We start from the raw sequence: 20,204 nt of genomic DNA, 5'->3' as shown, positions 1-20,204 counted from the left end.
TAAAATGGCAAGTAATAAAATTATTGGTATTGATTTAGGTACTACAAACTCTGCAGTTGCTGTAATGGAAGGTGGAAAACCAAAAATCATCACTAATCCTGATGGTTCAAGAACCACTCCTTCAGTAGTTGCTTTTAAGAATGGTGAAATTCAAGTTGGTGAAGTGGCAAAACGTCAAGAAATCACTAACCCTAATACTGTTCGTTCAATTAAGAGTCACATGGGTGAAGAAGGATACACAGTTGACATTGATGGTAAAAAATACACACCACAACAAATTTCTGCAATGATTCTTCAATACATCAAAGGTTATGCTGAAGATTACCTTAGTGATACAGTTAGTGAAGCAGTTATTACAGTTCCTGCTTACTTTAATGATGCCCAACGTCAAGCTACTAAAGATGCTGGTAAGATTGCTGGATTAGACGTTAAACGGATTATTAACGAACCTACTGCTGCTGCATTGGCATACGGTTTGGATAAACAAGATAAAGACGAAAAAATTCTTGTTTATGATTTAGGTGGAGGTACTTTTGATGTATCTGTTCTTGAATTAGGTGACGGTGTTTTCCAAGTTCTTTCAACTAATGGTGATACTCATCTTGGTGGAGACGACTTTGACCAAAGAATCATTGATTACTTGGTTGCTGAATTCAAGAAAGAAAACGGTGTTGACTTAGCTCAAGATAAGATGGCTTTACAACGTTTGAAAGATGCTGCTGAAAAAGCTAAGAAAGAACTTTCAGGTGTTAACCAAACTGAAATCAGTCTTCCATTTATCGCATCAAACGATAATGGCCCTCTTCATTTACAAACTACGCTTACTCGTGCTAAGTTCAATGAATTAACTCATGACTTAGTTGAAAAAACTAAGATTCCATTTGAAAATGCTTTGAAAGATGCTGGTTTGAGTACTAGTGATATTGACGAAGTTATCTTAAATGGTGGATCAACTAGAATTCCTGCCGTTCAAGAAGCAGTTAAGGAATGGTCTGGTAAAGAACCTAACCACTCAATTAACCCTGATGAAGCGGTTGCTTTAGGTGCTGCTGTTCAAGGTGGTGTGCTTACTGGTGATGTTAAAGACGTTGTTTTACTTGACGTTACTCCATTGTCATTAGGTATTGAAACAATGGGTGGTGTCATGACTAAGTTAATCGAAAAGAACACGACTATCCCAACTTCAAAATCACAAACTTTCTCAACTGCTGCAGATAACCAAACTGCTGTAGATATTCATGTCTTACAAGGTGAACGTCCAATGGCTGCAGATAACAAATCATTGGGTCGTTTCCAATTGACTGACATTCCTGCTGCTCCTCGAGGAATTCCACAAATCGAAGTTACATTTGATATCGATAAAAATGGTATCGTAAATGTATCTGCTAAAGATAAAGGAACTGGTAAGGAACAAAAGATTACTATCAAGGATTCAAATGGTCTTTCTGATGAAGAAATCGAAAAGATGATGAATGAAGCCAAGGCTAACGAAGAAGCAGATAAGAAGAAAAAAGAAGAAGTTGACTTAAACAATGAAGTTGACCAATTAATCTTCCAAACTGATAAAACTTTGAAAGACGTTGAAGGTAAAGTTTCTGAAGACGAAATCAAAGGGGTTAAAGACGCTGAAGAAGAATTAAAGAAAGCTAAAGCTGATGGTAACCTTGATGATATGAAAGCTAAGAAAGATGCTTTGAACGAAAAAGTTCAAGCTGTTGCCGTTAAGTTATATCAACAACAACAATCTCAAGGTGGAGAAGCCGGTGCTGCTAATGGTGATGCATCTAAGAAAGATGACAACACTGTTGATGGTGACTTCCACGAAGTTCATGATGACGATAAAAAATAATCTGATTCAAAAGTAGTAAAAATTTACAAAAAGCCAAAGCCACTTCGGTTGGCTTTGGCTTTTTGTAATTAAATTAAAGTGGAGGTTATCATGGCTGATAAAAATTATTATGATATTTTAGGAATTTCTAAAGATGCCACCGATAAAGATATTAGTCACGCATATCGACATCTATCAAAGAAATATCATCCAGATATTAATAAAGAACCTGGAGCAGAAGCAAAATTTAAAGAAATTACAGAAGCTTATGAAGTTTTAAGTGATAAACAAAAACGAGCTAACTATGATCAATACGGTTCAGCCGATGGTCCTCAAGGATTTGGTGGCGGAGGTCAAGGTGGCGGTTTTGGCGGTGGTGCTAACTATGGTGACTTCTCCGACATCTTTAGTGATCTTTTTGGCGGAGGTCGTCGTCAACGTCAAGATCCAACTGCTCCCAGACGAGGAGAAGATTTACAATACCAACTAAATCTAACCTTTGACGAAGCTATTTTTGGGGCTAAAAAGACAATTACCTATCATCGTCAAGCTCAATGTCCTGATTGTCATGGAACTGGTGCTAAACCAGGAACGCATCCGGAAACTTGTCCTGACTGTCATGGTTCTGGAGTTGTGATGAGAACAGTTAATACGCCAATGGGACAAATGCAAACCCAGACTGCTTGTCCTAAGTGTCACGGAACTGGTAAAATCATTAAGGAAAGATGTCCTAAATGTGGTGGAATCGGTAAAATTGAAGAAGAACATAAAGTTGAGGTTAATGTTCCTGCTGGAGTTGAAGAAGGTCAACAAATGCGGCTTCAAGGCCAAGGGAATGCTGGAGAAAATGGTGGACCTTATGGTGATCTTTACATTATCTTTAGTGTTTCACCAAGTAAAGAATTCAGACGAAATGGTTCAACCATTTACTATGACAAGACCATCTCATTTACAGATGCTGCGCTTGGTAACGAAATCGATGTTAAGACGGTTTACGGTGATGGTAAATTGAAGATTCCGGCTGGAACGCAAACTGGCACTGTCTTCAAATTGCGTGGGAAAGGTGCTCCTCGTTTACACAGTGAAAGTAAGGGTGATGAATTAGTTAAAGTAATGATTGATACCCCTAAAAAACTTAATGCTGATCAAAAATTAGCATTGCGAGCATTTGCAGAAGCTAGTGGAGACAAATCACAAGAAAATAAAGGTTTCTTTGAGAAATTGAAAGACAAATTGAATAAATAGTTTAAAAAAGCGATTGAATTTTGAATTCAATCGCTTTTTTTAATAATATAATTACGAAAACTTAATAATTGTCATGTTTTTTCTTAAAATTAAAGATAGGAATAACTAGTAAAGAAATAAGAGGAAGCCACAGCATAGTTTTATATACATTTAGAAATGAATTTTTGAGTTTATTTTTTATATGTTTCTTAAACGTTTTTAGAAACTTAGCAATATTAATTTGTTTTTCTTTTTTATTTATTGCATTTATTGACATAGGAGCAGTATTACTTAGATTTGAAGTTTGAATTTTATAAATTACTTATTGCTCCTTTCTAAAAATATATTAGCTATCAAGCCGCTTCCTTATTTGTTTAATCACAAATCCATTGGTATAATTTAGATGGGTGAGAATGAACGAATTTAGAAAGTAGGAAAAAACGTGGATTATCAAAAAATGGAAGAGAAACAAAAGGGAATTAGAAACTTTGCAATTGTTGCTCATATTGATCATGGTAAATCTACTTTAGCTGATCGAATTCTAGAAATGACAGATACGGTTTCTAAACGAGAAATGAAAGCTCAATTGTTAGATAACATGGATTTGGAACGTGAACGTGGAATTACGATTAAATTAAATGCGGTTGAATTAACTTACCATGCAAAAGATGGAATCGATTATGTTTTTCATTTAATTGATACTCCGGGACACGTTGATTTTTCTTATGAAGTATCACGTAGTTTAGCAGCTTGTGAAGGGGCTTTGTTAGTGGTTGATGCTACTCAAGGTGTTCAAGCGCAAACATTAGCTAACGTCTATTTAGCACTGGAAAACGACTTGGAAATTTTACCAGTAATTAATAAAGTTGACTTGCCATCAGCTGAACCAGAACGAGTTAAACGAGAAATCGAAGATGTGATTGGAATTGATACGAGTAATGCCGTTGAAGTAAGTGCTAAAAGTGGCTTAAACGTTGATAAATTACTTGAAAAAATTGTAAAATTCATTCCCGCTCCTCAAGGTGATATTGAAGGACCACTAAAAGCCATGATTTTTGATTCAATTTATGATGATTATCGCGGAGTAGTTTTAAGTGTGCGACTTTATGATGGAGTTGTTAAAGCGGGAGATAGAATTCGTTTAATGAATAGTGGTAGTGAATACGAAGTTACCGAAGTTGGAGTGAACTCGCCTCATCCAATTCCTCGTGACTATTTAATGGCTGGAGATGTTGGTTATATTACCGCTAGTATCAAAGACATTAATGAAACTCGAGTTGGTGATACGGTTACCAAGGCGAATAATCCGACTGCAGAAGCACTACCAGGTTATCGCGAAATGATGCCAATGGTTTACGCGGGACTTTATCCAACCGATAACGCTAAATTTGAAGATTTACGAGAAGCCTTAGAAAAATTGAAGTTAAATGATGCTGCTTTGGAATTTGAACCTGAAGTATCACAAGCTTTAGGCTTTGGTTTTCGTTGTGGATTTTTAGGTTTATTGCATATGGATGTTGTGCAAGAACGATTAGAACGAGAATTCAATTTAGATTTAATCACGACAGCTCCATCAGTTACTTATCAAGTCGATATGAGTGACGGAAGTGTTGTTGAAGTGGAAAACCCTTCAGAAATGCCAGATGCATCTGCAATTAAAGACATTAAAGAACCGTATGTTAAAGCTTCATTGATGGTTCCAAACGATTACGTTGGAGCTGTCATGAAACTTTGTCAATCACGGAGAGGTGATTTTGTCACAATGGAGTACCTGGATGATACACGGGTAAATGTAATCTATGAAATGCCATTATCAGAAATTATCTTTAACTTCTTTGATCGTTTGAAATCAAGTACTCACGGATATGCATCGCTTGATTATGATGTGGATGGTTATCGTCAAAGTGATTTAGTTAAAGTTGATATTTTATTGAACGGTGACAAAGTGGATGCTTTGAGTTTTATTGCTCATAAACAATTCGCCGATGAACGTAGTCGTGATATTGTAGGCAAGTTAAAGGAAATTATCCCACGACAAAACTTTGAAATTCCAATTCAAGCTGCCATTGGAGCTAAAATTATTGCCAGAACTAACATTAAAGCTTATCGAAAAGATGTTACTTCTAAGATTCATACCGGTGATCCTGATCGTCGTGCTAAGCTTTTAGATAAGCAAAAACGAGGTAAAAAGCGGATGAAATCAGTTGGGAAAGTTGAAGTACCGCAGGCTGCGTTTATGGCAGTTTTACAAAATGACGAGGAGCAAAAACCTGGTAAATAGGCATTTGTTAACATTTTTAAATTTTAAAATATCTGATTTGCCGATAATTTGCCGAAAAAGTTTTTAAAAAGTCGTCAAAATTACATGCTAGAGTTATTTTCTTGATTAATTTCTTCGAAAATACCCCCGGTGTGTTTTTTTGTTTTTTCGGTAATATGAACATAGGTATTCATTGTTATTTCTAATTTTGAATGTCCAAGTCTAATTTGAACTTCTTTTGGCATAGCTCCATGCTCCAGTAATAAAGTTGCGTGAGTATGTCTTAACATATGAAAATGAAATTCAATATTTAATTCTTTAGAGATTTTGTCGCAATGATATTTAATTGTGTTAGGGGAAATTAAACTACCATCTGATTTTGTACAGACTAAATCACTGTTTTTATATTTCTTAAATAACATTTTGTTATTGTTTTGGAATAACTTAAATTTAATTAATTCCTTATATAAGGTTTCACCAAAATGAATATCACGATTTCTAGCTGGAGTTTTTGGTGTTGTTATTTCAACACGATGGTGTTTAATATCAATCATAGTATGTCTAACATTTATCACTCGATTTGGATGTAAGCTGATTCCTGAGACAACTTTTAAGAGAGCGTATAATGAATAAATCGTCTCTCAAAAGGAAGGAATTTTTACATGCCAACTCGTTACGACAAAGAATTCAAACAAAACATCATCAACCTATATAAACAAGGCGAATCAGCCGCCCAACTGGCCAGAGAATATGGCATTGGCTATTCAACCGTTCATAAGTGGATCCAGGGCCAGGCCAAAACTCAATCCGATAAATCGCCAGACGAAATCAAAGCGATGGAAAAGCGACTGGCTTCGCTGTCTGAGGAGAACGAAATCCTAAAAAAAGCCCTGGGCTTCCTTGCACAGAAGTAACCAATATCTTTGATTACATTCACCAAGAAAGCCATCACCACCAGGTAACCAAGATGTGCCGAATCCTCGGTGTTTCCAGAGCTCAGTATTATCGTTATCGATCCCCCAAACCTTCAAAACGCCGGGCCAAAGATGCGGACTTGAAACAACGGATTCTACGAATCTTTGCGGAATTTAAGCAGCGATACGGTGTTATGAAGATCCACCATGAATTGAATCTGGAACTTCAACCACTGCAGCTTCGGTGCAGTCCACGACGGATTTCCCGGCTCATGAAGGAACTGGATATCCACTCCGTTACCGTCAATAAGTGGAAAGCGGCTTCGGCTTCCAAAACCAAGGTTGAACAGCGTCCCAACTTGCTTAAGCAGGATTTCTCGACCACTGGTTTAAATCAAAAATGGACCGCTGATATGACCTATATTCAAACGAAGCGTAATGGCTGGTGTTACTTATCAACCATCATGGATCTGCACTCACGACGAATTATCGGCTATTCATTCTCAAAAAAGATGGATACTGATTTAGTCTTAAAGACCCTGGAAAGTGCGGTTAAAAATCGAACCATTACTGGGGACCTGATTATCCACACAGACTTAGGATCACAGTACACCAGCGATGATTACAACCAACGGTTAACAGAACTACATATCCGCCATTCTTACAGCCGTAAGGGGTGTCCATACAATAATGCACCAATGGAATCTTTTCATGCTTCCCTCAAAAAGGAATGTGTTTATCCAGTGCCGGTCTTTGAGAATTATGAAACTGCCGCTGCTGTCCTTTTTGAATATGTGCATGCTTTCTACAATAGGAAGAGAATTCATAGTTCACTGGGCTACCAGACCCCCTTACAAGTTGAAATCGCAACACTTACGAGCCAAATGGCCGCCTGATTTAATGCTTTCTATGGTTCAAATAAGTTATTAATCACGATTAATGATTTATTTGAGCTGTGGAAGGTAAACGCGGTTCTGAATGTCTCTTAAAACCTGTCTCAAATATTGACTTCAATCCAATACCACCATTTTGTAAATACAGGACTCTCATTTTTATTCATAAAAATTCTCCTATCAGCTTTTAACGTGGATCAGATTTAAACGTAAATTATTACAAAACCCCAAAACGGAGTCGAACCGTTTTGAATTCCAAATAGGGTACTAGAAATGTTAGCCATTCCACTTAGTAATATCAATTTTTTCTACTGGAGAAGAAATTTTATAACTATTTTTACCTTTGTTAATAACATTTTCATCAATATCGTTAATTGAATCAGTCACTTTAATTTCTGAATCGTTTGAATTATCCATTTTCCATAACTTACCATCACTCATAGTAATTGATTGGTGTGGTTGGATTTTGGTTTTATCCCAATTATCGTTATCATTACTAATAGCATCGCTAATATTCATAGTTGAATCATTAGAATAATCACTTAAATCTTGAAAGTCTGTTGCTCCAAAGAATTCTTCGGCAGGTTTATCTGATTTAGCGTTTTTTTCATATACTGAAATTTGATTACCAGAAAGAATTTGTTTTGGAGTTAATTCTTCGTTACTGTTATTAGTAATTTTATACATTAAGATAACTCCGTCTTTACCGTCTGTTGTCTTACCGATAGCTTCTTTGATAACTTCAATTGATCCTTTAGGTGTTTTAATCATATTTTTGTTAATACTAATTAAATCTTTTGGTGATTTTTTAGAAGTATTTGATGAGCTTAAGCTACTTTTAGTTGAATTATCAGTAGTTTTTGTAGATTTATCTTTATTTGTAAACATTGAAATAATTCCAATTAATAAAATAATTGCAATTAACCAAGCCCACCATTGTTTGTAAATAGGTTTTTGCATTATTAACTCCTAAGCTTCTTTTTGTTTTCTTAAGTTAAGATAATGCCAAATTAAGAAACCTAGTCCAATGATTAAACCTAACCAACCCCAGACGTTTAAGTCTCCGTAACTTCCAGCACCGTTAATAGCCATTAACCAACCAAGAGCCATAATTACGGCATTGATGATGTCAGCTGCTAATTTTTTAGCTTTTTTAGTTGATAAGTAGACGATACCTACAACTAAATAAAAAATTGCAAGTAAGAAACCTAAACTACCAGATGTTTCACCATTATTACTCATCGCATTTCCTAAACCTGCTGCCATTGATTGAAGAGCGATAATTACCGCTAATACAATCATTAAAATACCTACTACTAATTTTGTTGTTTTCATAAAAAAACAGCCTCCTATAAAATATAAATTTCAGCTTTTAACGTCGATCAGTTTTGGACGTAAATTAACTTTCTTTTAATAAGTTTAATTATTCATTAAGATACAACAGTAAAATAATAGCCACGCAATTTATGTGGCTTTTTAAAATCTTTTCATTTCCATTTTTACGATACCTAAAATGCGCCCAGGTCTATCTTCGTTTAAAACAATTGGGTCATATGATGGGTTATCTGGCATAAGAATTACATTGGTTTTTGTTTTTTTAATTCGTTTTAAAGTAGCAGTGTTTTCATCTTCTAATAGTATTGCTGCTATTTGTCCATTTTCCTTGTACATTTTTAGAAAATGTTTTTTTACTTTGTGCGTAGGTTGTTGGTTGAATAATATTAAATGTTGCCACTCCAGATACGGAAATAATACTAATTGCAGCAATTTTTAAAAACGTCTTTTTCATAATAATCTACTTTTATACAGAGCTAAATTTACATTAAACTAAAATCAAGCTATAAAGCACATTAAAATCCACGGTTTGAATAGATTTCAGGGTGTTTATAAATATTTAAAGCATCAATGTTTGAATTATTATCCGGATCATTATTACTAGTTGTACCAGATTGATTAGTGTTGTTTTGCGTTTCTTTTACTGGAGCAGGAGCAGGTTGATCTTTGTATTTACTTGGATTGTTAAGAATTTGTTGTGTTTGTTTTTCTTGAGGTGTTTTGTCCTTATTAGGTAAAACTTGTAATGATTTCTTCACACTTAAATTTTCGTTTTCATGAAGGTAGGCAGCCGGAGTTTTACCTTCTTTGGCTGCAAAATCATTTACATCTTTATGTTTGGGGAGTTTTTTTGGATTAGGTGTATGTTCCTTTGATATTTTCTCAACTTTTTCTGTTTTGGGTTTGGTATCTTTGTGACTAGTTTCTTTTTTTGAACCACAAGCAGCTAAGCTTAAACTGATTAATACGGTTGAAAATAGAATTGCTGATTTTTTCATAATTGCTCCTTCGTTTAGTTATTAGTAGGGTTAGATTGATTGTTATCATTTTTAGATGAATTATTGTTAGCATTACTAGTCGTCGTTGAAGGATTAGAATTACTATCTTGCTTAGATTTATTATCCGTCTTATCAGTAACTGAATTAACTTGATTTTTAACCTTATTGTCTTCGTTATCCAAAGAACTATTTGAATCATCGGACTGGTTATCAGTTGATGTTGAGGTTGACTGATAATTATCATCATTTGATGATTGAGTTTGTGCTGGGTTATTATTTGAATAAGCATCTGCCGCAACCCAACCTTTATTTAATAAGCCATTAATGTACAACTTATTGTAAATAAAGGCAAATACAATTCCCACAATTAGTGAGCCAAACGCATAGGTACGATAACCCAACATCGTCTCAGTAACGAACATAATGATAAACCAAAGCCAATCGCCACGAAATAATGCTGGCCAAAATCCAAAGAAAAAGGTGATCCAAGAGAAACCGATTTTTGCTCGCTTGATTTGATTAGTTACTGGATTTACTAAACTAATTTTCATAGATTGTTTCTCCTACTCTTCGATTACCTTAATTATAATACATTCAGCCATAATAAAAACACATTGGGGGCATTCCAATGTGTTTTGCACCAATTATTTTTGGAGATTATCACTATCGGCATTTGTTTTAATTCCATTAACAATTAATTCGATTAAGCCAAGGGCAAGTCCAATTGGTGGATAAATGTAGATGCCAATTAAAGTGACAATCACAGATAAAATAAACCAGTAACTTCTGATAAAACGATAAATAAACATTCCGGTTATTTTTTGATATGCTTTGAGATCACCATCTTGTTTTAATTGGTTTACAATTGCATAACTTAAGTAGAAGTAAGCTAAGCTCCAAGCAATAAAAACTAAAAGATAAAAAATTTCTGGTCCGGGATAGGCAATGTAGCGATCAACCCAAGCAGCTGCCACAGGAATTAACGACATGGTGAAAATCCACAATTTATTGGCCCAATAAATTTTCTTAGTAATTCGTTTTGCTAAAAATAACATGATAAAGGCGAAGGTCGCAATTGCTAAGAAAAGCGAGATGAGGGGACTATCAGGGAAATGATAACCTAAGAATTGGCTAACGTAGAAAGTTTTTACAAATCCAACGATTAGAGATAGCAGTGCAACAATTCCGACCACGGTTCCTTTAAAAGCTAAGACATCTTTTTTATGTTTTGGTTGAAAGGCACGACTGGCAAAGTAAAGCAGCATAGTGGGTACTAAACTCGTGATCCAGATTGGTTGAAAGAAAACTGAGCTAGCGGCTTCTAAGTTTTTAGTGGAATGTACGATTGAAGTTTTGACGTTAATCGGGTTCGCAATTGCTTCGGCTTTGCTGTCTGGTACTGAAAGATTAAGGGCTGCCATTTTAGCTAAAACACCAGTTCCAATCGAAGTTCCTACCTTATTAAATAGACTAGTTAAAACTGAGCTAACGTTAGTGGCTAAAGTATGATTTCGTCCTTGATTAATGACAATTTTAACGGTGGACTTTTGTCCAGTTTGACCAACCGTTTGTACTGATTGGGACAAATCTTTGGGAATAATAACGGTGGCATAGTTACCATTAAAGCTAAGGGCATGATTAGCTGCTTTAACCGTTTTGTATTCATACCATTTGAACATGGGATGATCTGCATGAGCTGCTTTAGTTTTATTATGCATAGCTTTGTTAGTTAGGCTTTTTCCGATTAGACCTTGATCTTGATTCACAATGCCAACGGGTACATTTTGGATTGTGGATTTAGCCGTTGGCAATTGGGCTAAAGTCATAATTAAAGTGACTAAAAGGGTGGCTAAAACTGCAAATGCGAAAAACTTATTTTTAAAATTCGTTTCATGAGACTTCCTCCTTTGAATAAAAGAAACAGTTAGTTGCTTTTTACTTAGTTAAGCATATACTGCTTGGTAAAGGGAAGTAAGCATTAAAATGCACGAAACTGTTGCATTTTCATTGGGGGATTAAGATGCCGAAGTATCAACATAAGCTTAATCAAACAGATCAAAAAATTAGCAATGCCTTATTGTCATTAATTACAGCAAAACCATTTGCTAAAGTCTCTACTGACCAAATTTGTAAAACGGCTGATATCAATCGTTCAACTTTTTATCGTCATTTTGCTGATAAGTATTTAGTCTTAGAAAAAATTGAAGCTGACTTACTCAGTAAATTTTTTTCCATTTCAAATAAGCGGATCGAAAAAAGTTTCTCGATTGATGAACTAGCTGAAAATTTGGAAAATTATATTGATGTTTTACTAGATATAATATTAGAAAATCGTTCTAAATTAGCTATTATTTTGAGTAAAAATGGTGATCCTAGTTTTCATAATCAGTTAGCAGAAATGTTATTAACAAAAATTAAAAATACATGGAAGAAAATTAGTCGAAATGGGAGTGAAAATTTTAATAATCTAAATACCGATCTGGCAATTGATTTCATTGTGGCATCCGATATGGCAATTATCATTTATGCAGTCGAGCATCCAGCGATTCCTCATCAAATGATTAAGAATACTTTTTTGCAACTCTTAATTGATGGACCGATGAATACAGTTTATAAGTCACTGATGAAAAAGTAGGCAGGAGTGGTACAAATTGAGCATTAAAAAGCCTATGATATAAGTAAACATAGTTTAATATAGGAGAATTACATAGTTATGAAATTTAATACGAAAAAGATAAAGTTGATTTTAGCAGTACTTGGAGCTTTTTTTGTTTTGAATACTGGCATATCTGTTAAAGCAGCGATTTTTACGCCTAATGTTCAATCAAAAGCGGCAATTTTGGTAAATAAAAATACTGGACAAGTAATTGCCAGCAAAAATGATCAAAAACGTTATCCAATTGCTTCAATTAGTAAGCTATTAGTTATTTACATGGTTGAGCAACAGATTCACCAAGGAAAATTAAAGCGAACAGATGTTATTAAAATTCCTGATAATATTTTAAAATTTAGTCAAGATTCAGGAGTCGCAAACGTCGCCATGAATAAGCAAAATAAATATACGGTTGATGATTTAGAAAAAGCAGCATTGTTGCCTTCATCTAATTCAGCAGCAATGGCTTTAGCAGAAAAAGTAAGTGGCTCTCAAGCTAATTACTATAAGGATGCCGAAAAATTATTAAATTCTTGGGGAATCAAAAACGTTAAAATTTATTCTGCTAGTGGATTATGTAATGGAGATATGGGGCAATTAAAAGATAAGTCTGTTAGTAAAAGTGCCGAAAATAAACTTTCAGCTCGTGAAGTAGCAATTGTAGCTTCAAAACTTTTAGCAAAATATCCTAATGTTTTAAACACAACTCAGTTGACCCAAACAAGTTTTCCTAGTATTAATGGGGGAAAACAACAAATTAATACAACTATTGGACTGCTTGGACACTCTAACTACGGATTCAAAGGTTTAAAAACTGGAACTTATCTTAAAGGATATAATTTTGTGGGTTTTGCGACTTTAAAAAATCAACCAGTGATTACGGTTATCTTTAATAGTCGTCACGCTTCACCATTTTTAAGTACTGAGAGTATGATGAATCAAGCAAATGCAAGTACTGAAACAATTAACAATTCAATTAAGAAAACTAAAATTGATAATGCTGATACAAAGTCTGGAGAAATTGCAATTAAGCAAAAAATTACAACCTTAATATTTGCACCTAATAATTTTAAGCAAAAAGATCTTAGAATAAACTTTAAACAAACGGATGATTTAAGTGCTCCTTTAAAGAAAAATGATCTTGTTGGAACGCAAACTTTTAAGTTTAAAGAAAAAACTTATAATGATTTCATCGGAAAACAATCCAACATTAAGTATGTTTCAAAAAATAATGTTGATAAAACTTGGATGATTGTAAGCTGGTATCGTAAATTAGTTAATTTATTTTAAATAAAAAATCTGGTAACAATTATAAAAAATTGTTACCAGATTTTTTAAATTAATAGACTATTTTTATCTTGGAATAGCCATGAATACTAAGTCTTGGTTTTTGGGGAAAGAGTTTTTTTCGCCAAATTCATCAAATGAAATACTATCACCGATATTACCAATTTCATGTTTTGGATCTTTTTTAAGAATTAAAAGATATTCATGATCACGATTAATATCATCAAGAGTAACTGCATCCAATTCAGCTACTTCACCAGAAGGTAATTCAACTTGAATGGCTTTTAAATCATGAATACCGTCGGCTTTAATTTCAAACGGAACATTTACTAACGTTATAAAATCCTCCTTACATATAATATTTCAATTATAACGGTATAATGAGCAAAAAGTAAGGTTTTAGCTTTTTAAATGCAATGAATGAAAATGCTTTATTAATTCTAAAAAGTGCTTTATAATAAAAGTGTTAAGATATTCACATATAAATAATAATTACTGAGGAGATACGATTATGGCTTTAGATAACTACTTTACTGGAATTCAACACGTTGCTATTCCCGCAGGAAATTTAGATGAAACAAAGGCTTTTTATGAAAAATTAGGTTTCGAATTAGCTGGTGAATTTATGTACAATGATGCTCGTTGTGCATTCATGAAATATGGAAACCTTATGATTGAAACCTGGGAAGGCGATAAGATTGCTGATGTTGATGGTGCTATTAACCATATCTCATTAAATACTACTGATGCTGATGCTGCATTAAAAGAAGCAAAAGCTATGGGATTAAATCTTATTGATACTGAAATCCAAACACGTCCATTCTGGGAAAAAGGAATTCGTTTCTTTAATATTTATGGACCTAACCACGAAAAAATTGAATTTTGTGAAATTGTTAAATAAATTAATTTCTAAGCAGGCGTGGATACACACGCCTGCTTTTTTTAGGCTCTTCGTCAACTGTTGTTGGTGAATCCATATTTCGAGTTCTAATCACTTCGTGATTAGGGCTCTTTTTGTTTTGATTTTGAAAACGTATAGTACTCGAGTTCTAAACCTCCAGAAGCTGCGATAGCCAAAACTGGCTCGTTTGATCGCCTTGATTTTATTATTAGAACCTTCCAAAGGACCATTTGAATAGTGTGTGGTAAAGGTGTTACGAATCTCATCATGATGGCTTTCAAGTGTTTTAATCGTGTTCTTCATTTCTTCAGAATACGTTTTGTTATTCCAAAATGCCGCATTGTAGTTATGCCAATCTTGATGTTGGACAGCTGACCGGACGCTGTTTAAGACTTGATAAGTTTGTTCTAGTTCTGAATCCAACGATAACAGCTGATGGACAACATCGGTGGCAGCCATCCAGTAAGGAAAATTAGTCCACTTTTTGAATTGTTCAAAGTTAAGCTGTTCAGTTGGTACTAACAACAGCTTCCAGTAGCGCTTAAGGGCGTGAAATTCGCGAGAAGACGGGGTAAACTTCTTCATCACCTTGATTCTGGTTTTGTTAAACGCCCGATTTAGGGCGTTGATAATATGAAACTTGTCCATGACCACCATGGCATTGGGGAACACGGTCTGCACAAGCTTGGGGTAGGTATAATTCATATCAGTCACAATAATTTTGACGTTTTCTCGGGCAGCTTGATCGAAGCGGTAAAAATACTTCTCTAGTTTATTGATGGTTCGATAAGGGAGTAAGTCGATTAATTCATGGGTTTCGCCATTCATGAACTCAAAGCTCATGGTACCAGTAGCGCTCTTGGTACTCTTCACCTCATCCATTAAGATGATCTCTGGTAAATAGTGCCAATTGGTTTGAAAGTCTCGTTCAGCGCGCATTAACTGGCGGCCCACAAATGAATCTGATGCCGATACTTCATTGGCAATGTGCTTCAAAGAGACCGGTTCACCGAGCTTCTCTAGGCATTCTTTGCGGCTGGTGTTTGAAATTGTACAGTGTTTCGGAACTGTCACTGTTTGTGCAAGAAAGTTGCCGTGACATTCTTTACAGTGGAAATAGCGGCGCTTTAAGGCTAAGATGACGGTGTTGCTCAGAACCTTCGAGAATCTGATAGTGGTATTGCGCCAGCCGTAGTTAATAATCTTTTGATCATTGATAATCCCGCACTTGGGACAAGCCTTCGGCGTGTAATCCAAGTGGCCAGTTAAGCGAATAACCCCGTCTTCTCCAGTTTCACCGTCAGTAATTTTTAGGTTCTCGTCAGCTATTCCTAATAATAATTTTGTAGTATCATTACACATAGGGCATTTCCTTCTTTCTGAAAAATCTTCGTGGTGGTTGACTTGGATGAACGGACAGGAAATGTCCGCTTTTTTATTCTAGCCATAAATAAAAAATCTGTCATCAGTAATAGATGAAAATCTATTACCAACAACAGATATTGTAGAACCTTTTTTTATGCCAAGACTTGCCATTTTTACAGCTCTCCAGTAGTATTTAATATAGAAAAGAAATTGGCTACGAAATTATAAAAGAATGGAGGGATAACATGTTAGCAATTACTAAGCAATTTTTACGTGATAACGGTTATCATTATAAAAAAGGGTACATTAGACCACTTATGACTCCAGATAGTGTTTACATTTTTCGATTTGGAAAAGATGAATTAAATAATCGAATTATTATTCGCTACGGACACGGATGGACGGGAAGACAAAAAATTAAAGAAATTGATTTACGTCTCCATAAACAAAAACATCCACGAATTTTTAAAACTGAACTTAGTTTAATGAAGTATCTTAAATCTCATTTAGAGTATCATGAAGAAAAAGTCGAGCGATTAGGTTTAGATAAGTAGAGAATGCATCCTGAAATATGGGTGCATTTTTTGTAATTATTGATTTTTTAGATTAGGAATGGAAAAATTTATGAATTTAATTGAAATTAAAGTTAAAACAACTCAAGAAGCAGTTCCTGCAGTTTCAAATATCCTAATGGAACAAAATGCACAAGGCATTCAAATTGACGATGCTAAAAATGATGGCAACGCAACCGTGATTACCTATTTTCCTGATGATGTTGATATTAAAAAAATAAAAAAAGATGTTGAAACTCAAACTAAAAAATTAATTGATTTTGGTTTGAATCCTGGAAATGTAGAAGTAGTAATTAGTGATATTGAAGAAAAAAGCTGGGCACATAATTGGGAAGATTATTATCATGCTGAACGAATCACACGTTATTTAACGATTGTTCCAGCTTGGGAAGATTATCAAAGCAAAGAATCTGATCAGTTAATCATTAAACTAGATCCTGGAATGGCATTTGGAACTGGAACTCATCCAACCACAAAAATGGCAATGCAAGCCTTAGAAATGACTTTGCGTGGGGGAGAAAAACTATTTGATGTTGGAACTGGTTCAGGTGTTTTAAGTATTGCAGCCCGTAAATTAGGTGCTAATCAAATTGAAGCTTGGGATAATGATCCGATTGCAGTTGAAGCAACGAAGAAAAATTTTGCTTTAAATCCAGGGATGAATAATATCAAAGTGAGTGTTAACAGTTTGTTGGACGGAATTAATGGAAAAGCGGATGTAATTGTCGCAAATATGTTAGCAGACGTGCTTTTACCATTGATTCCTCAAGCAGTTGAACATTTAGATAAGGGCGGAAAATTTATTACTGCGGGAATTTATGCTGATAAATTGGAAATAATGCTTAAAAATTTAAAAGAAAATGGATTTAAAATTAATCAAGTAACAGAAGTTGATAATTGGCGGTCAATTATTGCTACAAAAGGGGAATAATCATGCAACATTATTTTTTAAATCAATCATTAGAAGTTGGTGATCAATTAGAATTACCAACTGAAATCAAGAAACATTGGTTACGCGTAATGAGGGCTGAAAAAGGAAGCAAGGCTGAGTTTGTAGCAAATAACCAGCTCATCTATATTGGTGAATTGATTGATGAGCAAAATGGAAAAATTGAACTTATCAAAAAAATTGAGCATAATGTGGAATTACCTTTTGCAGTGACAATTGCTTGTGGACTACCCAAAAACGGTAAGGCAGAATTGATTGTGCAAAAGGCCACTGAAATGGGCGTTAACACAATCATTTTTCTACCTACTGATTGGTCGGTTGCTAAATGGAATCAAAAAGCAGTGAAAAAAGTAGATCGTCTTCAAAAAATTGCAAAAAGTGCTGCCGAACAATCGCATCGTAATTTGATTCCAAAAGTTATGTATTTGGATGGATTAAATAAATTATGTGAAATTCCAGCAAACCAAAAAGTAGTCGCTTACGAAGAGTCAGCTAAACACGGAGAAAGTAGTAATTTAGTTAAAGTGGTTAATTCTTTGGATAAAGGAGAAAAATTGTTAGCTTTCTTTGGACCAGAAGGTGGGATTTCGCCCGATGAAATTTCAAAATTGAAAGATATGAATTTTACCTTAGTTGGATTAGGACCAAGAATTTTACGAACCGAATCAGCACCACTCTATTTTTTGAGTGCTGTGTCTGCACTTTCCGAACTAAAATGATATAATTGTTTTTAAAATAGTTTTATTTACGAACTAAAATATTTTAAAAAGAAAAAAGTGAGGAGATGTAATGAATGGCAAGCTTAAAAACGTGGACGCCCGATGAAATTTTTGCAAAGGTTTCAGAAAGTATGAATGATGAACAAGTTAACACAATCAAACATGCATATGAATTTGCAAAAAAGGCTCATGGAGATAAACGTCGTTCATCTGGTGGCACTTATCTCTCACATGTAACACAAGTAGCGGGAATTTTAGCTGGACTAAATATGGATTATGAAACAATTACAGCTGGATTTTTAAATGATGTAGTTGAAGATAGTAACGTTCAACTTTCTGATGTAGAGAATGAATTTGGCAGTAACGTTTCTTTAATTGTAGATGGTGTCACAAAGATTAGTAAAATTAAATATAAATCTAACAAAGAACAGCTGGCAGAAAATTATCGAAAATTACTTTTGGTAATGTGTAAAGATATCAGAGTCATGATTGTTAAATTGGCTGATCAAATGCATAATATGGATACTTTAGAATCACTTGGAAACGAAGCACAACAAAGAAAGTTCTCGGAAGAAACGATTGATGTTTATGCACCTATTGCTGATCGACTCGGGATGGGGACAATCAAGTGGGAACTCCAAGATATGTCATTACGTTATTTAAAGCCTAATGAATATTATGAAATTGCTCATTCTATGAAATCAAAAAGAAATGAACGAGAAGCATATGTTGCTAATGCAATCGAAGAAGTAAAAAAAGCCATTGCAAATTTTCATATTGATGCTGATATTTATGGACGGCCAAAACATATTTACTCAATTTATAAAAAAATGGTTGATAAGCATAAAAAGTTTGAAGATATATATGATCTTTCGGCAATTCGTGTTTTAGTTGATTCAATTAAAGATTGTTATACAGTTTTGGGAGCAATCCACGCAAAATGGCGTCCAATTCCGGGAAGATTTAAAGACTACATTGCAATGCCCAAACCAAATATGTATCAATCTTTGCATACTACAGTCATTGGCCCTGAAGGTAAACCACTTGAGGTTCAAATTCGAACTCACAAGATGCATCAAATTGCTGAATATGGGGTTGCAGCTCATTGGGCTTATAAACAAGGTGTGACTGAAGAAATAAAAAGTGATAAAGATGGAGTTCAGCTAAATTTGTTTAAACGAATTATTGAAATTCAAGAAGAAACTGATAATGCATCTGATTTTATGGACAGTGTAAAAGGTGATTTATTTACTGATAATGTTTATGCATTTACTCCAGCAGGAGATGTTTTAGAGTTACCTAAAGGCTCTGGGCCACTTGATATGGCTTATGTAATTCATACGCAAGTAGGAAATAAAACAACTGGGGCACGAGTAAATGGAAAAATGGTTTCATTAGATTATCAAATTAAAAATGGTGATATTGTTGAAATTATTACATCATCTAACTCAACTGGTCCAGGAAAGAATTGGCTTGATTTAGTTCATACTAATAGTGCTAAACATAAAATCAATCAGTTTTTCAAGAAGCAAGGTCGTGATGATGATATTAAATCCGGCCTTGAAGTATTGAATACTCATTTAGAAGAAAATGGTTACGTTCCTGGTGATTTATTGACTTCTGAAAACTGGAAAAGAGTTTTAGATGAACTACATTTTCGTACTAAAGAAGACTTACTAGCCGCACTTGGTTTTGGTGATATTCATGTTCAAGGGGTTGCAAATCGTTTTACTAGCGATATTAGAAGTGAACAAGAAAAAATCAAGCAACATGAGGCAGAAAAGGCTTTACTAGAACAAACAAATCAAACGGTTTCAACCAAAGAATCTACTGTTAAAAAAGGTAGTAATCCGGCTGATAATGTAGTGATTGAAGGAATTGACAATGTTTTAGTTAGAATGAGCCATTGTTGCTTACCACTTCCTGGTGATCGAATTGAAGGTTACATTACAAAGGGACGCGGAATTACGATTCATCGAATCGGATGTCCAAACGTTAATTCTGAAGAAAAAAGCAGAATGATTGATGCGCATTGGGCTAATTCGGATAATAATTTGGTTAATTATCCTTCAAAAATTAAAATTGATTCTTATAATCGAAATGGAATTTTTAATGATGTCGTTAAAAAGTTAAATAATAGTCCAGCTTTAGTAACTTCAATTAGTGGTAAAGTTCATGATGATACTGCTTTAACAATTGTTGTAATTATTAATATCAAAAATCTTAAACAATTACATGAGGTAATTGATACAATAAAAATGGTATCTGGGGTGAAACAAGTTCATCGGGTACTTGGATAAAGGATG

21 protein-coding genes are annotated in these 20,204 nt (G+C 34.4%); 12 read left to right on the top strand and 9 right to left on the bottom strand.

Features of this window, described 5'->3' with window-relative positions; all coding sequences use genetic code 11:
• Positions 1 to 4 precede the first annotated feature (4 nt).
• The 3 genes from dnaK (at position 5) to lepA (ending at position 5,333) form a co-directional block, all read left to right on the top strand.
• Positions 5 to 1,849 carry a molecular chaperone DnaK gene (dnaK, locus tag PY770_RS04185; protein ID WP_139554820.1) on the top strand — a complete coding sequence of 615 codons (1,845 nt, stop codon included), beginning with the start codon at positions 5 to 7 and terminating at the stop codon, positions 1,847 to 1,849.
• Between the two features lie 90 nt (positions 1,850 to 1,939).
• Positions 1,940 to 3,073 (top strand): molecular chaperone DnaJ, encoded by a 1,134-nt coding sequence (dnaJ, locus tag PY770_RS04180; protein WP_014082076.1) that lies wholly within the window; start codon positions 1,940 to 1,942, stop codon positions 3,071 to 3,073.
• A gap of 436 nt (positions 3,074 to 3,509) precedes the next feature.
• Complete coding sequence (lepA, locus tag PY770_RS04175; protein WP_168848116.1) at positions 3,510 to 5,333, top strand: translation elongation factor 4; 1,824 nt, start codon at positions 3,510 to 3,512, stop codon at positions 5,331 to 5,333.
• 80 nt (positions 5,334 to 5,413) lie between these two features.
• Here the strand turns inward: lepA and PY770_RS04170 are convergent, their stop codons facing one another.
• Positions 5,414 to 5,947, bottom strand: a complete 534-nt coding sequence (locus tag PY770_RS04170) for a site-specific integrase (protein WP_395433287.1) — start codon at positions 5,945 to 5,947, stop codon at positions 5,414 to 5,416.
• A gap of 27 nt (positions 5,948 to 5,974) precedes the next feature.
• Here PY770_RS04170 and PY770_RS04165 point away from each other — a divergent pair, with 27 nt between their 5' ends.
• Both PY770_RS04165 and PY770_RS04160 read left to right on the top strand, forming a co-directional pair.
• A complete protein-coding gene (locus PY770_RS04165) occupies positions 5,975 to 6,226 on the top strand; it encodes a transposase (RefSeq protein WP_075269600.1) in 252 nt (83 codons plus the stop codon).
• A gap of 5 nt (positions 6,227 to 6,231) precedes the next feature.
• Positions 6,232 to 7,122 (top strand): IS3 family transposase, encoded by an 891-nt coding sequence (locus PY770_RS04160; protein WP_338148607.1) that lies wholly within the window; start codon positions 6,232 to 6,234, stop codon positions 7,120 to 7,122.
• A 273-nt stretch (positions 7,123 to 7,395) separates the two neighbouring features.
• On the opposite strand, the gene PY770_RS04155 is transcribed toward PY770_RS04160, so the two are convergent.
• The 6 genes from PY770_RS04155 to PY770_RS04130 all read right to left on the bottom strand — a co-directional run bounded on the left by PY770_RS04155 (position 7,396) and on the right by PY770_RS04130 (position 11,278).
• Entirely contained in the window at positions 7,396 to 8,079 is a 684-nt protein-coding gene (locus PY770_RS04155; protein ID WP_163600849.1) for a hypothetical protein, read from the bottom strand.
• Between the two features lie 9 nt (positions 8,080 to 8,088).
• Positions 8,089 to 8,454, bottom strand: coding sequence for a hypothetical protein (locus tag PY770_RS04150; protein ID WP_163600850.1), 366 nt, complete (start codon positions 8,452 to 8,454; stop codon positions 8,089 to 8,091).
• Positions 8,455 to 8,595: 141 nt separating this feature from the next.
• Entirely contained in the window at positions 8,596 to 8,886 is a 291-nt protein-coding gene (locus PY770_RS04145; RefSeq protein WP_163600851.1) for a LexA family protein, read from the bottom strand.
• A gap of 83 nt (positions 8,887 to 8,969) precedes the next feature.
• Positions 8,970 to 9,452, bottom strand: coding sequence for a hypothetical protein (locus tag PY770_RS04140; RefSeq protein ID WP_056957755.1), 483 nt, complete (start codon positions 9,450 to 9,452; stop codon positions 8,970 to 8,972).
• A gap of 14 nt (positions 9,453 to 9,466) precedes the next feature.
• Positions 9,467 to 10,003, bottom strand: coding sequence for a hypothetical protein (locus PY770_RS04135; RefSeq protein WP_225362358.1), 537 nt, complete (start codon positions 10,001 to 10,003; stop codon positions 9,467 to 9,469).
• A gap of 93 nt (positions 10,004 to 10,096) precedes the next feature.
• Positions 10,097 to 11,278: a YhgE/Pip domain-containing protein gene (locus PY770_RS04130; protein ID WP_163600852.1), complete on the bottom strand. Its 1,182-nt coding sequence runs from the start codon at positions 11,276 to 11,278 to the stop codon at positions 10,097 to 10,099.
• A 194-nt stretch (positions 11,279 to 11,472) separates the two neighbouring features.
• Between PY770_RS04130 and PY770_RS04125 the strand changes: the two genes are divergently transcribed.
• Positions 11,473 to 12,087, top strand: a complete 615-nt coding sequence (locus PY770_RS04125; RefSeq protein ID WP_275045808.1) for a TetR/AcrR family transcriptional regulator — start codon at positions 11,473 to 11,475, stop codon at positions 12,085 to 12,087.
• A gap of 78 nt (positions 12,088 to 12,165) precedes the next feature.
• The gene (locus PY770_RS04120) at positions 12,166 to 13,395 is read left to right on the top strand and encodes a serine hydrolase (protein ID WP_139554826.1); all 1,230 of its coding nucleotides are present in this window, start codon (positions 12,166 to 12,168) and stop codon (positions 13,393 to 13,395) included.
• 63 nt (positions 13,396 to 13,458) lie between these two features.
• Here the strand turns inward: PY770_RS04120 and PY770_RS04115 are convergent, their stop codons facing one another.
• Positions 13,459 to 13,635, bottom strand: coding sequence for a hypothetical protein (locus PY770_RS04115; protein WP_225362079.1), 177 nt, complete (start codon positions 13,633 to 13,635; stop codon positions 13,459 to 13,461).
• 268 nt (positions 13,636 to 13,903) lie between these two features.
• Between PY770_RS04115 and PY770_RS04110 the strand changes: the two genes are divergently transcribed.
• A complete protein-coding gene (locus tag PY770_RS04110) occupies positions 13,904 to 14,293 on the top strand; it encodes a VOC family protein (protein WP_103429015.1) in 390 nt (129 codons plus the stop codon).
• 90 nt (positions 14,294 to 14,383) lie between these two features.
• On the opposite strand, the gene PY770_RS04105 is transcribed toward PY770_RS04110, so the two are convergent.
• Entirely contained in the window at positions 14,384 to 15,655 is a 1,272-nt protein-coding gene (locus PY770_RS04105) for an ISL3 family transposase (RefSeq protein WP_275045807.1), read from the bottom strand.
• 248 nt (positions 15,656 to 15,903) lie between these two features.
• On the opposite strand from PY770_RS04105, the gene PY770_RS04100 reads away from it, so the two are divergent.
• The 4 genes from PY770_RS04100 (at position 15,904) to PY770_RS04085 (ending at position 20,198) form a co-directional block, all read left to right on the top strand.
• Positions 15,904 to 16,212 carry a hypothetical protein gene (locus PY770_RS04100; protein ID WP_103429016.1) on the top strand — a complete coding sequence of 103 codons (309 nt, stop codon included), beginning with the start codon at positions 15,904 to 15,906 and terminating at the stop codon, positions 16,210 to 16,212.
• A 70-nt stretch (positions 16,213 to 16,282) separates the two neighbouring features.
• Positions 16,283 to 17,161 carry a 50S ribosomal protein L11 methyltransferase gene (gene prmA, locus PY770_RS04095; RefSeq protein WP_041817795.1) on the top strand — a complete coding sequence of 293 codons (879 nt, stop codon included), beginning with the start codon at positions 16,283 to 16,285 and terminating at the stop codon, positions 17,159 to 17,161.
• A gap of 2 nt (positions 17,162 to 17,163) precedes the next feature.
• Entirely contained in the window at positions 17,164 to 17,898 is a 735-nt protein-coding gene (locus PY770_RS04090; protein ID WP_056957761.1) for a 16S rRNA (uracil(1498)-N(3))-methyltransferase, read from the top strand.
• A 74-nt stretch (positions 17,899 to 17,972) separates the two neighbouring features.
• A complete protein-coding gene (locus tag PY770_RS04085; RefSeq protein ID WP_163600855.1) occupies positions 17,973 to 20,198 on the top strand; it encodes a RelA/SpoT family protein in 2,226 nt (741 codons plus the stop codon).
• Positions 20,199 to 20,204 lie beyond the last annotated feature (6 nt).

This window comes from Fructilactobacillus sanfranciscensis, from assembly GCF_029023685.1.
Classification (GTDB): Bacteria; Bacillota; Bacilli; order Lactobacillales; family Lactobacillaceae; genus Fructilactobacillus; species Fructilactobacillus sanfranciscensis.
This window is presented reverse-complemented; position numbering and strand designations above follow the sequence as displayed.

Coding starts and splice junctions, on each gene's coding strand:
- dnaK (WP_139554820.1), top strand. CDS start 5: ATGGCAAGTAATAAAATTATTGGTATTGATTTAGGTACTACAAACTCT.
- dnaJ (WP_014082076.1), top strand. CDS start 1,940: ATGGCTGATAAAAATTATTATGATATTTTAGGAATTTCTAAAGATGCC.
- lepA (WP_168848116.1), top strand. CDS start 3,510: ATGGAAGAGAAACAAAAGGGAATTAGAAACTTTGCAATTGTTGCTCAT.
- PY770_RS04165 (WP_075269600.1), top strand. CDS start 5,975: ATGCCAACTCGTTACGACAAAGAATTCAAACAAAACATCATCAACCTA.
- PY770_RS04155 (WP_163600849.1), bottom strand. CDS start 8,079: ATGCAAAAACCTATTTACAAACAATGGTGGGCTTGGTTAATTGCAATT.
- PY770_RS04150 (WP_163600850.1), bottom strand. CDS start 8,454: ATGAAAACAACAAAATTAGTAGTAGGTATTTTAATGATTGTATTAGCG.
- PY770_RS04140 (WP_056957755.1), bottom strand. CDS start 9,452: ATGAAAAAATCAGCAATTCTATTTTCAACCGTATTAATCAGTTTAAGC.
- PY770_RS04135 (WP_225362358.1), bottom strand. CDS start 10,003: ATGAAAATTAGTTTAGTAAATCCAGTAACTAATCAAATCAAGCGAGCA.
- PY770_RS04130 (WP_163600852.1), bottom strand. CDS start 11,278: ATGACTTTAGCCCAATTGCCAACGGCTAAATCCACAATCCAAAATGTA.
- PY770_RS04125 (WP_275045808.1), top strand. CDS start 11,473: ATGCCGAAGTATCAACATAAGCTTAATCAAACAGATCAAAAAATTAGC.
- PY770_RS04120 (WP_139554826.1), top strand. CDS start 12,166: ATGAAATTTAATACGAAAAAGATAAAGTTGATTTTAGCAGTACTTGGA.
- PY770_RS04110 (WP_103429015.1), top strand. CDS start 13,904: ATGGCTTTAGATAACTACTTTACTGGAATTCAACACGTTGCTATTCCC.
- PY770_RS04105 (WP_275045807.1), bottom strand. CDS start 15,655: ATGTGTAATGATACTACAAAATTATTATTAGGAATAGCTGACGAGAAC.
- PY770_RS04100 (WP_103429016.1), top strand. CDS start 15,904: ATGTTAGCAATTACTAAGCAATTTTTACGTGATAACGGTTATCATTAT.
- prmA (WP_041817795.1), top strand. CDS start 16,283: ATGAATTTAATTGAAATTAAAGTTAAAACAACTCAAGAAGCAGTTCCT.
- PY770_RS04090 (WP_056957761.1), top strand. CDS start 17,164: ATGCAACATTATTTTTTAAATCAATCATTAGAAGTTGGTGATCAATTA.
- PY770_RS04085 (WP_163600855.1), top strand. CDS start 17,973: ATGGCAAGCTTAAAAACGTGGACGCCCGATGAAATTTTTGCAAAGGTT.